Annotated in this window: 11 protein-coding genes; 1 reads left to right on the top strand and 10 read right to left on the bottom strand. The window is 65.7% G+C overall.

Translation table 11 applies throughout. The annotated features are described in order from the left end of the window. Positions 1-28: 28 nt before the first annotated feature. The 6 genes from KNJ79_RS09790 to KNJ79_RS09765 form a co-directional block, all read right to left on the bottom strand. Positions 29-514, bottom strand: coding sequence for a DUF6644 family protein (locus KNJ79_RS09790; protein ID WP_089214400.1), 486 nt, complete (start codon positions 512-514; stop codon positions 29-31). A 9-nt stretch (positions 515-523) separates the two neighbouring features. Beyond that, entirely contained in the window at positions 524-874 is a 351-nt protein-coding gene (locus KNJ79_RS09785; protein WP_317153799.1) for a DUF6152 family protein, read from the bottom strand. A 71-nt stretch (positions 875-945) separates the two neighbouring features. Further along, positions 946-2,472: a proline--tRNA ligase gene (gene proS, locus KNJ79_RS09780; RefSeq protein ID WP_317153798.1), complete on the bottom strand. Its 1,527-nt coding sequence runs from the start codon at positions 2,470-2,472 to the stop codon at positions 946-948. 41 nt (positions 2,473-2,513) lie between these two features. After that, positions 2,514-3,056 carry a polyhydroxyalkanoate synthesis repressor PhaR gene (gene phaR, locus KNJ79_RS09775; RefSeq protein WP_089214397.1) on the bottom strand — a complete coding sequence of 181 codons (543 nt, stop codon included), beginning with the start codon at positions 3,054-3,056 and terminating at the stop codon, positions 2,514-2,516. A gap of 150 nt (positions 3,057-3,206) precedes the next feature. Then, on the bottom strand, positions 3,207-4,250 hold the full coding sequence (gene alr / locus KNJ79_RS09770; RefSeq protein WP_317153797.1) for an alanine racemase: 1,044 nt from the start codon (positions 4,248-4,250) through the stop codon (positions 3,207-3,209). A gap of 45 nt (positions 4,251-4,295) precedes the next feature. Further along, a complete protein-coding gene (locus tag KNJ79_RS09765) occupies positions 4,296-5,924 on the bottom strand; it encodes an MFS transporter (protein WP_317153796.1) in 1,629 nt (542 codons plus the stop codon). A gap of 97 nt (positions 5,925-6,021) precedes the next feature. On the opposite strand from KNJ79_RS09765, the gene KNJ79_RS09760 reads away from it, so the two are divergent. After that, a complete protein-coding gene (locus KNJ79_RS09760; RefSeq protein WP_317153795.1) occupies positions 6,022-6,789 on the top strand; it encodes a cyclase family protein in 768 nt (255 codons plus the stop codon). A gap of 146 nt (positions 6,790-6,935) precedes the next feature. Here the strand turns inward: KNJ79_RS09760 and KNJ79_RS09755 are convergent, their stop codons facing one another. Genes KNJ79_RS09755 through scpA form a run of 4 tightly spaced genes read right to left on the bottom strand, consistent with a single transcriptional unit; the run spans position 6,936 to position 12,497 of the window. Next, positions 6,936-8,957, bottom strand: a complete 2,022-nt coding sequence (locus tag KNJ79_RS09755; RefSeq protein WP_317153794.1) for an acetyl/propionyl/methylcrotonyl-CoA carboxylase subunit alpha — start codon at positions 8,955-8,957, stop codon at positions 6,936-6,938. Further along, positions 8,957-9,238, bottom strand: coding sequence for a hypothetical protein (locus KNJ79_RS09750; protein ID WP_317153793.1), 282 nt, complete (start codon positions 9,236-9,238; stop codon positions 8,957-8,959). The genes KNJ79_RS09755 and KNJ79_RS09750 overlap by 1 nt, the downstream gene beginning before the upstream one ends. After that, positions 9,235-10,353 carry a biotin synthase BioB gene (gene bioB, locus KNJ79_RS09745; protein WP_317153792.1) on the bottom strand — a complete coding sequence of 373 codons (1,119 nt, stop codon included), beginning with the start codon at positions 10,351-10,353 and terminating at the stop codon, positions 9,235-9,237. The genes KNJ79_RS09750 and bioB overlap by 4 nt, the downstream gene beginning before the upstream one ends. Then, on the bottom strand, positions 10,350-12,497 hold the full coding sequence (scpA, locus tag KNJ79_RS09740) for a methylmalonyl-CoA mutase (protein ID WP_317153791.1): 2,148 nt from the start codon (positions 12,495-12,497) through the stop codon (positions 10,350-10,352). The genes bioB and scpA overlap by 4 nt, the downstream gene beginning before the upstream one ends. Positions 12,498-12,521 lie beyond the last annotated feature (24 nt).

Here is a 12,521-nt window from a genome sequence, read left to right as displayed (position 1 = left end):
ACCAAGCGATAGCGCGTCCCCGCCATGGTCAGCCATAGGCGATCCAGCGTCCCGACGCCCCCGCCGCGAGCCACAGGAGCAGCGACGCCCCGGCCATCGCCCGCGCTGCGCGCGGAGCCCGGTCCGTCCAGCGCGCCATGTGCGGGCCCCACGCCCGTCTGAAGGCGGCCGCGTTCGCTAACGCAGCGGCGATGATGACCAGCTTTCGCGCGAAGATGCCGGACCGCGCGAGCGCAACGCCATCGGCGGCAAACAGGATCGTGCCGCTCGCCGCCATCAGCACCAGTCCGGCGACGGCGACCGGCGTCAGCGCGCGCGACAGCTCCGCGATCGGCAAGCTCCGCCACAGGCCCATGATCCGCAGATCGACGATGCCGATTCCGCCGACCAGCATGACGAGGCCGAGCAGGTGCAGCGTGTTGGCGACGGGGTAGACAAGCGCCGATCCGCGCGACCATGGTCCGATGCCGACCGTATCGAGCCACGCCGCGACGGCGCTCAGAACGGACTCCACGGGGGTTCCTCAGCGCAGTTCGACCGTCTTCTCGCCGATCATCAACCGCTCGACCCGCATTTCGGCGGTGCCATCGCGCCGCAGATAGCCGGTCAGGCGAAAGCGTTTGCCGGGCTCGATCTCGGCGCGCGTCAGCCCGCGCGCTTCCATACGGCCAACCGGCGCCAGAATGACGTCCCAGACCTTGCCCTTCCAGAGCATCTTCGCGCTGCCGTGCGGATTGCCCCACGACAATTCGGTGAAAGACGCAGTCAGGGTGACCGGCTTGGTCTCGTCATAGGACGACCAGCCGTGATGGGCGGCGGCGGGAAGCGCGGCGAAGGCCAGCGTCGCGGCCGCGACCAGCAGGGGGTATCGCATCGACAGTCTCCTTCGAGCCCCTCGATGCGAAGGCTAGAACGCCGCGCCCCCCGGTGCAAGGGCGTCGCGGATCAGTAAGTCCGCCCGATCAGCACGCGCTCGACCGCCGGCTCGCCGGTGAAGAAACAAGCGCCGTCGGCGGGCGCCGCGTCGAGGGGAGTGTTGCGCATCGTCAGCTTGAGCGCCTTGAGCTGCTCGACAATCCCGTCGAGCACCGCACCCGTGGGACGCGACCATTGCACTTCGACCCAGCCGACGAACTTGTCGTCGCCGCCGAAATGCGCCGCGAGGTCGGTGACGTCGCGGCGGATGTTCGCGTGCATCCGCTCCTTCGCTTCGGCATGGAGGGCCCGCTGGATGTCCTCGAGCATCGCGACGGCGCCACCGACGAACTCGTCCTTCGGTGTGAAGGAGGTGTCGAGCTTGCCGCTCTCCTGATAGAGCCGGTCGCGGCGGATCACCGCGACCTTGCCGCCGGCAACGTCGCGCGGGCCGATTTCGAGGATGATCGGCGCGCCCTTCTTGACCCAGCCCCAGCGCTTGGCCTGCGCCTTGTTCGCGCTCGCGTCGAGCAGCACGCGCACCGGCTCGCGAAAAGCGTCGAGCGCCTTCAACCGCGCTTCGAGATCGCGGCAATAGTCGAGGATCGCGGCGTCCTCCTCATTGTCGCGCAGCATCGGCACGATCACGACCTGGTGCGGCGCGATGCGCGGAGGGCAGCGCAGCCCGTCGTCGTCGCCGTGCGTCATGATGACGCCGCCGATCATGCGTGTCGAGGTGCCCCAGCTCGTCGTGTGGCAAAGGCTGTGACCACCGTCCTTGTCCTGATAGCGGATGTTCGCCGCCTCGGCGAAGCCGGTGCCCAGATAATGCGAGGTGCCGGCCTGCAACGCCTTGCCGTCCTGCATCATCGCTTCGATCGAATAGGTCGCGACGGCGCCGGGGAAGCGCTCATGCTCAGGCTTTTCGCCTGCGATCACGGGCATGGCGAGGACCTCCTCGGCGAAGCTGCGATACATTTCGAGCGCGCGCAGCGTCTCGTCCATCGCGTCGTCGCGCGTCGCGTGCGCGGTATGGCCTTCCTGCCACAGGAATTCGCTGGTGCGCAGGAACATGCGCGTGCGCATTTCCCAGCGCACGACGTTGGCCCATTGGTTGACCTTCAGCGGCAGGTCGCGCCAGCTCTGCACCCAGCGGCTCATCGCCGAACCGATCACGGTTTCCGACGTCGGGCGGACGATCAGCGGTTCCTCGAGCTTCGCCTCGGGATCGGGAACGAGCTTGCCCTTGCCGTCCGCGATCAGCCGGTGGTGCGTGACGACCGCCATTTCCTTCGCGAAACCATCGACATGGTCGGCTTCCTTTTCAAAGAAGCTCAAGGGGATGAACAGCGGGAAATAGGCGTTTTGCACCCCCGCGTCCTTGATCGCCGCGTCCATTACCGCCTGGATGCGTTCCCAGATGCCATAGCCCCACGGCTTGATGACCATGCAGCCGCGCACCCCCGATTCTTCGGCAAGGTCGGCTTCGGCAATGACGTCCTGATACCAGGCCGCGAAGTCGGCCTGACGGGTTACGCTGAGCGCATGCTTGATCATCGGTCCTGTTTCTGTGCTGGAGGGCGGGAGAAGGCCCCCGGTTATTTCTTCCTGGCGAGCTCGGCCTTGAGCTGCGCGATTTCGGCCTTGAGCGCGTCGATCTCGGCATCCTTGCTCTTGCTCGACATCGCGCCCGGCATGAACGCGCCCGCTGCCTGCTGGAACATCTCCATGTTGCGGCGCGTGAGTTCGGCGAGCGGGTTGCCCGATCCGAGTGCGCCTTCAAAGGCGGCGCGAACGTCCTGCTGATTCTTGTGAAAGGCAGCCATCGAGGCTTCGAGATATTGCGGCACCATCGACTGCATCTTGTCGCCATAGAGGCCGATCAGGTGGCGCAGGAAATTGACCGGCAACAGCGTCTCGCCGCGGGTTTCGGTGTCCATGATGATCTGCGTCAGCACATTGTGCGTTATGTCTTCGCCGCTCTTTGCATCGACGACGCGGAAATCGCGCCCCTCGCGCACCATCGCGCCCAGATCGTCGAGCGTGATGTAACAGCTGCGTTCGGTGTCATAGAGGCGGCGGTTGGCGTATTTCTTGATCGTGACGACATCGTCGTCCTGTGCCGTCTTCGACTTCGCCATGCTGACCTCTCGCTCCTGAAACCCATGGCAAAGCCGCCCCCGCCACGCGATATTGCATTTGGTCCCACCGCAGTAGCATCAAATTATGATGCGTCGCAACATGATGTGCTCGCGGGATAAGCCCTCATGTCCGGTCGCAATGCGAGGTCCTCAGTCCCAGATGCGTTCGAAGCGCGCGCCGAGTCCGGTAAGCAGCTCATATTGCGACAGGCCGCTGCGCGCCGCCGCTGGGGCGAGGTTGTAGTCGAGCGTCAGCCAGTCGCCTTCGCGTAGGCCGTCGACTCCGGTTGCATCGAAGGCGGTGAGGTCCATCGACACGCGCCCGACCAGCGGCAGGGCGCGACCCTGCCACGTCGCGCCGCCCGATCCGGCGTGGCAGCGCAGATAGCCGTCGGCATAGCCGAGGTTGGCGACCGCGATGCGGCTGTCGCGCGGCGCCGTCCAGGTCGCGCCATAGCCGACCGTTTCGCCCGCCGGAACGCCGCGCACCTGCAATATGCGCGCTTCGGGGAAGGCGACCTGCCGGATATGCCCTGCGGCCTCGCGCCGGGGGACGCCGCCGTAGAGCGCGATGCCCGGACGCGTCAGGTCGAAGCCATAGTCGGCGCCGAGGCACACCCCCGCGCTGTTCGACAGGCTGTAGCGGCGTGCGGGCACCGCTTCGCGCACCGCCCTGAACGCCGCGAGTTGACGCGCATTGAGCGCGCTGTCTTCGTCGGCCGACGCGAGATGGCTGAGCAACGTCTCGATCGCGAGGCCGTCGAGCGCTCCGCCGAGCGCTTCCTCGACGCGCAGGCCCAGCCGGTTCATCCCGGTATCGACCATCACGTCGCACCGCCGCCCCTCGCCGCTCGCACGCCAGCGCGCGACCTGTTCGACGCTGTTCAGCACCGGGCGCGCGGGAAGGCTGCGCGCTGCAATCATATCCTCGTCGCCGACGCCGTGGAGCACCGACAGCGAAACGCCCGGCGGCAGCGGCATCAGCGCCGCCGCCTCGGCCCAGGTCGCAACGAAGAAGTAGCGGCAGCCGGCACCGGTGAGGATGCGCATCACATCGCGCGCGCCGAGCCCATAACCGTCGGCCTTGATCGCCGCCCCCGCCTCGGCGCCGCCCAGCTGTGCGAGCCAGCGCCAGTTGTGGACGAGCGCGGCGGAATCGAGGCGGAGGCGGAGCGGCGAAGCGATGTCGATCATTGCCCCGCACCTAGCGGCGAATGATCGCAGCGCCAATGGCTTCGTTCAGCCCCTCGGCGCCCGGTCCCACTGCCCTTCGGCCGGCTCCCTGAGCATCAAGGCACTGACGAGGAAGGCCATGAGCACGACACCCCAGGTGTACCAGAGCCCGGCATAGGCGTTGCCGGTCTTGGCGACGATGAAACTCGCGATGAGCGGCAGGAAACCGCCGAAATAGCCGGTCCCGAGGTGATAGGGGATCGAGAGCGACGAATAGCGGACATGCGGCGGGAACATCTCGGCGAGCAGCGCCGCGACGGGGCCATAGGTTAAGCCCGAAAGCGCGCTGAGGCCGAGCAGCGCGAGCAGGATCACGGCGATCCCGGCAGCGGACGGAATCTGCTTTTCAAAGCCGTAGCCCATCGCCTCGAGCGCTGGCCGGAGGATCGCCGGGTCTTCGCTCGCGACCTCGCGGCCGCCAATGCGGATCGTCACGCTGTCGAACGCGCTGTCGCTCGCGACGACCTTGTAGGGCACGCCGAGCTTCGTCAGTTCGCCGAGCGTTTTGCCGCAGGCGGTCGCCTGCGCCTTCGCGAACGGGTCGAAGCTGCATTGCGAGCCCGTCACCACCACCGGCGCGCGCGCTGCCGCCGCCTCCAGCGCCGGATTCGCAACGCTGCCCATCCACCAGAAGAGCGGAAAGAGCAGGACGAGCGTCGCGGCATAGCCCCATATGATCGGCTTCTTGCGCCCGATCCGGTCGGAAAGGCGCCCCGCGACGATGAAAAAACCCATGCCGAGCGCCGCAGCGGTGCCGACGATGATCTCCGCCGCCGTATCGTCGACCTTCATCGGACCTTTGAGGAAGGAAAGGCCGGAGAACATCGCGGTGTACCAGATCACCGTCAGCCCCGCCGAAATGCCGAACAGCGCGATGAAGATGCGCCGCGGATTGCCGGGATAGGTGAAGCTTTCCTTCAAGGGATTGCGCGCAATCTCTCCCTCTTCCTTCATCGCGCGGAACACCGGGCTTTCGGAGAGCTTCAGCCGCATCCACAGCGAGATTGCGAGCAGGATCAGCGACAACAGGAAGGGCACGCGCCACCCCCAGCTTTCCCAGATCGCGCCGGGCATCAACGCCTTGCACGACAGCACGACGATCAGGCTGAGCACGAAGCCGCCGACGACGCTCGCCTGGATGAAGCTGGTGTAAAAGCCGCGCTTGCCGGGCGGCGAATGTTCGGCGACATAAATCGCCGCGCCGCCATATTCGCCACCGAGCGCAAGCCCCTGAAGGATGCGCAAGCCGATGACGATGATCGGCGCCGCAATGCCGATCGCCGCCGCCGGCGGGATCATGCCGACGCCCGCGGTCGCGATGCCCATCAAGGTCACGGTCACGAGGAAGGTATATTTGCGCCCCAGCCGGTCGCCGAGGAAGCCGAAGAGCACCGCGCCGAGCGGGCGGAAACCGAAGCCGACCGCGAACCCCGCCCAGACGAGCAATATTTCGAGCGTCGCATTGTCGCTGGGGAAAAAGGCCTTGCCGATGATCGCGGCGAGCGTTCCGTAGATGAAAAAATCATACCATTCGAAGATCGTCCCCGCCGACGATGCGGCGATGACGAGGCGAATATCCTTCGCGCTCGGCTGATAGGCCGCGCCATGGCCGGCGACGGCGGCTTGATCGGTCATGCGGGCTCCCCCTCCCGGTGAGCAATTCGGTTCTGCCTTCCGTCATAGCCGCTGTTGAGCCTTGCACAAGCGGGCGCGTGGGCGCAGCATCGCCGCCATGACCCGCTTCATCGACCTGTCGATCCCGATCACCAACACCGTCGTGTCCGACCCGCCGGTGATGCGCCCGCAAATCACCTATATGACCCACGAGACGACGTGGGAACAGATCGCGATGTTCTTCCCCGGTCTGACCAAGGGCGACCTGCCCGACGGCGAAGGCTGGGCGGTCGAAAGCATCACCCTGTCGACGCACAACGGTACGCATATGGACGCGCCGTGGCATTTTCACTCGACCACCGACCGCGGTGCGACGCCTGCGCCGAGCATCGACGAGGCGCCGCTCGACCTCTTCTTCCGCCCCGGCGTCAAGCTCGATTTCTCGCATCTGCCCGCGGGCCACGTCGTCGGCGCCGCGGAGGTCGAGGCCGAACTCTCGCGCATCGGCCATGAGCTCAAACCGCTCGACATCGTCCTCGTCCAGTCGGGCGCAATTTATGGCACCGACGATTTCACCGACCAGGGCTGCGGCATGGGTGCCGAAGCGACCTTGTATCTGACGCAGCGCGGCGTGCAGGTCGTCGGCACCGACGCGTGGAGCTGGGACGCGCCGTTCAGCCATACCGCCAGGCGCTGGGCCGAAACGCGCGACCCCTCGATCATCTGGGAAGGGCACAAGGCGGGGCGGATCAAGCCCTATTACCAGATCGAGAAACTGACCAATCTCGCCGCGCTGCCGCCGACGGGCTGGACGCTTTCCTGCTTCCCGGTGAAGATCGAGCGCGCGAGCGCCGGATGGATCCGGGCGGTGGCGCTGGTGGATTGACCGGGCGGCACGCCGAGGGCTTCACGGGGCAGCCGCCATTCGTTCTCCATCGTCATCCCGGACTTGATCCGGGATCCATTCTACCGGCGCCGCGCCAAATGGACCCCGGATCAAATACCGATCGTCAAAGAGGTTGCGGCGGGCCCCTACTCCAGCTCCAAAATCACCGCATCGACCGCCAGGCTATCGCCCTGCGCGGCGTTGACGCTTTTCACCACCCCCGCCTTTTCGGCGCGCAGGATATTTTCCATCTTCATCGCCTCGACCGTCGCGAGCGGCTGGCCGAGTTCGACCGCATCACCCTCCCCGACGTGCAGCGCGACGAGCAGGCCGGGCATCGGGCAGATCAGGAATTTCGACAGATCGGGCGGAATCTTTTCGATCATGTGCCGGGTGAGCGGGGCGACATGCGCGGGAAGCGCCCGCACCTCGTGGATGCGCCCGCGCGTCGTCATGCGCCAGCCGGTGCGCGTGCGCGCGACCTTCACCGCCAGCTCGCTGTCGTCGATCTCGGCGACGACGAGCCGGTCGCCCGGCGTATATTCGAGCGCGATGTCGATCTTTTCGCCATCGACCTTGATATGCTTCGCGCCGACCTTCACGCGATGCTCGGCCCCATCGACCGTCACCTGCCATTTCGCGGGCGGGTCGAGCCGGTCGCCGAGCTGGCCGTCGACGCGGCGCGCACGGTCGGCATTGGCGCTCGCCATGAAACCCGCGATCGCCGCAAGCGCGCGCACGACCTCTTCGCTGGTGTCGGCGCCGTGGAAGCCCTCGGGATATTCCTCGGCGATGAAGCCGGTGGTCAGCTCGCCCGAGCGGAAACGCGGATGCTGCATGATCGCCGACAGGAAGTCGATATTGTGGCCGAGTCCCTCGATTTCGAAACGGTCGAGCGCCGCGACCTGGAGGTCCGCCGCCGCATCGCGCGTCTCGCCCCAGGTGATCAGCTTGGCGATCATCGGATCGTAAAAGATCGACACTTCGCCGCCGTCATAGACGCCGTCGTCGACACGCACGCCGTCGACCCCACGGCGGCCGTTCCCGGCGCCGTCGTCGGTCCAGCCCGCGACCGGCGGCTGATAGCGCGTCAGCCGCCCGGTCGATGGCAGGAAGCCGCGATACGGGTCTTCGGCATAGACGCGGTTCTCGATCGCCCAGCCGTCGATCCTGATGTCGTCCTGCGTCATTTCGAGTTTTTCGCCCGCAGCGACGCGGATCATCTGCTCGACGAGGTCGATGGCGGTGATCGCCTCGGTCACCGGATGCTCGACCTGAAGCCGCGTGTTCATTTCGAGAAAGTAGAAACTCTCGCCCGTCGGGTCGGCGCCCGACACGATCAGCTCGACCGTGCCCGCGCTGTAGTATCCGACCGCCTTCGCCAGCGCGACGCACTGCTCCCCCATCGCCTTGCGCATCGCCGGCGTGACGAAAGGCGACGGTGCTTCCTCGACGACTTTCTGATGGCGGCGCTGGATGCTGCACTCGCGCTCGTTGAGGTAGAGGATATTGCCGTGCTGGTCGCCGAGTATCTGGATCTCGATATGACGCGGATTGAGAATGAACTTCTCGATAAACACGCGGTCGTCGCCGAAGCTGTTCAACCCCTCGCGCTTGACGCTCTCGAACCCTTCGCGGACGTCCTGCTCGTTATAAGCGAGGCGCATCCCCTTGCCGCCGCCGCCCGCCGACGCCTTCATCATCACCGGATAACCGATCTCGTTCGCAATCTCGACCGCATGGTCGGTGTCGCTTATCTCGCCGACGAAGCCGGGGACGACGTTGACCCCCGCTTCCTTCGCGAGCTTCTTCGACTCGATCTTGTCGCCCATCGCGGCGATCGCGTTCACCGGCGGGCCGATGAAGGCGATGCCTTCCTTCGCCAGCGCCTCGGCAAAGCTGGTGCGTTCGGACAGGAAGCCATAGCCCGGATGCACCGCCTCGGCGCCCGTCGCCTTGCACGCGGCGATGATCTTGTCGGCGACCAGATAGGATTCGGACGCGGGCGACGGCCCGATATGCACCGCCTCGTCGGCCATCTGGACGAAGGGCGCGCGCGCGTCGGCGTCCGAATAGACGGCGACGGTAGCAATGCCCATGCGCCGCGCGGTCTTGATGACGCGGCAGGCGATTTCACCGCGGTTGGCGATTAGGATTTTGGAGAACATCAAGATGCCTTTGGTCGACGGAAAACACAAAAAATCGCGATACTCGCGAGGGCGAAGCCGAAGCTGGCGTTGGCGAGGCTTATCCGTCCATCGCTGAGCATCCATGCCCCAATGGCCAGAGCGCCAGCGATCCAGATTCCGATTGTCAGCTTGGTGAGGCGTGGTCGATCCGCCTTTAGGTTAGAACCTCGGACAAGCTGCAAACCAAGCAAAGCCCCGACGGACCCGGCAACCAACACAATGGCGATTGTTAGAATCGCGACAAGTGCGTCGTCACTCACTCGGCCGCCTCCATGCGCATCGGCTCTTCGCTTTCCATTGGCTTCAATCCCAGCTTCGCAAACAGCCCCGCATCGGCATTGTCGCCGGCGTTCGCGGTCGTCAGCAGCTTGTCGCCGGTGAAGATGCTGTTCGCGCCCGCCATGAAGCAGAGCGCCTGCGTCGCTTCCGACATGCTCTCGCGCCCCGCCGACAGGCGGACCATCGACTTGGGCATGGTGATGCGCGCGACCGCGACGGTGCGGACGAATTCGATGTCGTCGATCTTCGCGAGCGGCGTGTCCGCCAGCATGTCGCCGAGCACGGTGCCCTTCACCGGCACCAGCGCGTTGACCGGCACGCTTTCGGGATGGCGTTCGAGCGTCGCGAGCGCGTGGATGAAGCCGACGCGGTCGGCGCGCGTCTCGCCCAGCCCGACGATGCCGCCCGAGCAGACGTTGATCCCGGCGTTGCGGACTTCCTCGAGCGTGTCGAGCCGGTCCTGAAAGGTGCGCGTCGAGATGATATTCTCGTAATTTTCGGGGCTCGTGTCGATATTATGGTTGTAATAATCGAGCCCCGCGGCGCCCAGAATCTGCGCCTGCTCCTTGGTCAGCATCCCCAGCGTCATGCAGGTTTCCATGCCCATCGCGCGCACGCCCTCGATCATCTCGACGATCGCCGGCATGTCGCGGTCCTTGGGGTTGCGCCACGCGGCGCCCATGCAGAAGCGCTGCGATCCCGAATCTTTCGCCTGCGCCGCCGCCTGCAGCACCGCGCGCACGTCCATCAGCTTGGTGGCCTTGAGGCCGCTGTCCGCGTGCGCCGACTGCGAGCAATAGCCGCAATCCTCGGCGCAGCCGCCGGTCTTGATGCTCAGCAGGGTGCAAAGCTGGATTTCACCGCGCGCGTGGTGGCGGCGATGGACGCTTTGCGCCTCCCACATCAGCTCGTCGAACGGCAGGTCGAACAGTGCCGCGATTTCCTCGCGGGTCCAGTCACGCCGACATTCCTGGTCGGCGTGCCCCTGCGCAGGCAGGGGCCCATCTCCGGTGTGTGCCGCAAGCGCCGCGCCATTTTGATAGACGTGGTGATGGGCCCCTGCCTGCGCAGGGGCGCAATTTGTTTGGTTTGTCATGCAGCTTCTCCAATCGGCGGCATATTATGTCCCAGCAGGCGCAGCACATCGGCTGCACACTCGACGACGTTCGAGCCGGGGCCATAAATGCCCTGCACCCCCGCGTCGCGCAGATAATCATAATCCTGCGGCGGGATCACCCCGCCCGCGATCACCTTGATGTCGCCGCGGCCCGCCTCCTTCAGTCCCTTGATGAGTTCGGGGATCAAGGTCTTGTGTCCGGCGGCGAGGCTCGAGGCGCCGACCGCATCGACCCCGTTTTCGAGCGCCAGCACCACCGTTTCTTGCGGAGTCTGGAACAACGGCCCCGACACGACGTCAAAGCCCATGTCGCTGAACGCCGAGGCGATGACGTTGGCGCCGCGGTCGTGGCCGTCCTGCCCCATCTTGGCGACCAGCAGCTTCGGCGCACGGCCCAGGCGGCGCTCGACCGCCTTGACGCCATCGACGACCTGCGCCCAGCGGCTGTCGTCCTTGTAGGGCGCGGCATAGACGCCCTTCACCGGGGTCGGCACGGTGGCGTAGCGGCCGAATGCCTCCTCCATCGCCGACGAAATCTCACCCAAGGTCGCGCGCGCGCGCGCCGCCTCGACCGCGTGGGCGAGCAGGTTGGTCTCGACCGACTGCGGCGCCGCGGCGGCGTCGCGCAGCGCCTTCAGCGCTGCACGGCACGCAGCTTCATCGCGGCTTGCCTTGACGCGATTGATCCGCGCGACCTGCGCCTCGCGCACCTTGCTATTGTCGACTTCGAGCGTTTCGAGCAGATCCTCGTCCTTTAGGCGATATTTGTTGACGCCGACGATCACATCGTCGCCGCGGTCGACGCGCGCCTGCCGCGCCGCGGCGGCCTCCTCGATCATCGCCTTGGGCCAGCCCGCCGCGACCGCCTTCGCCATGCCGCCTTCGGCCTCGACGCGGTCGATGATCGCCTGCGCCGCATCGACCAGCTCCTGCGTCAGCGCCTCGACATAATAGCTGCCACCCAGCGGATCGACGACATTGCACATGCCCGTCTCTTCCTGGATGATGATCTGCGTGTTGCGGGCAATGCGCGCCGAGAAGTCGGTCGGCAGCGCGATCGCCTCGTCGAGCGCATTGGTGTGGAGGCTCTGCGTCCCGCCGAGCATCGCCGCCATCGCCTCGATGGTCGTGCGGACGACATTGTTATAGGGGTCCTGCTCGGTGAGCGAAACGCCCGAGGTCTGGCAATGGGTCCGCAGCATTTTCGAGCGTTCGGACTGCGCGCCGAGCTTCGTCATCGCCCGGTGCCACAGCACGCGCGCCGCGCGCAGCTTCGCCGCCTCCATGAAGAAATTCATGCCGATCGCGAAGAAGAAGGACAGGCGCCCGGCGAACTTGTCGATGTCGAGGCCGCTGGCGACGCCATATTTCACATATTCGATGCCGTCGGCGATGGTGAAGGCCAGTTCCTGCACCTGCGTCGCGCCGGCTTCCTGCATATGATAGCCGCTGATCGAAATGCTGTTGAACTTCGGCATCTCGCGCGAGGTGTAGCCGAAAATATCGCTGATGATCCGCATCGAGGGTTCGGGCGGGTAGATATAGGTGTTGCGGACCATGAACTCCTTCAGAATGTCGTTCTGGATGGTCCCGTCGAGCAATTTTCTGTCGACACCCTGCTCCTCGCCCGCGACGATGAAGAAGGCGAGGATCGGGATCACCGCGCCGTTCATCGTCATCGAAACCGACATCTGGTCGAGCGGGATGCCGTCGAACAGGATCTTCATATCCTCGACGCTGTCGATCGCGACCCCCGCCTTGCCGACGTCGCCGACGACGCGCACATGGTCGCTGTCATAGCCGCGGTGGGTGGCGAGGTCGAAGGCGACCGAGAGGCCCTTCTGCCCCGCCGCGAGGTTGCGGCGATAGAAGGCGTTCGATTCCTCGGCGGTCGAAAAGCCCGCATATTGCCGGATCGTCCATGGCCGACCCGCATACATCGACGCGCGCACGCCGCGCGTGAAGGGCGCGAAACCGGGCAGGCCGGGGTCTTCGCGCACATCTTCCGCCGTATAGAGCGGCTTGACGTCGATCCCCTCGGGCGTGTGCCAGGTCAGGTCCTTGCCCTTCACTTCCTTGGCGGCGGCGGCGGCCCATTGGTCGAGCGTGGGTTTGTCGGTCATATCCAGTCTCATTCTCTATTTTTC

The sequence above is a fragment of the Sphingopyxis indica genome, from assembly GCF_032879645.1.
Classification (GTDB): domain Bacteria; phylum Pseudomonadota; class Alphaproteobacteria; order Sphingomonadales; family Sphingomonadaceae; genus Sphingopyxis; species Sphingopyxis indica.
The sequence above is the reverse complement of the archived record's forward strand: the minus strand, read 5'-3'. Positions and strand labels throughout refer to the sequence as shown.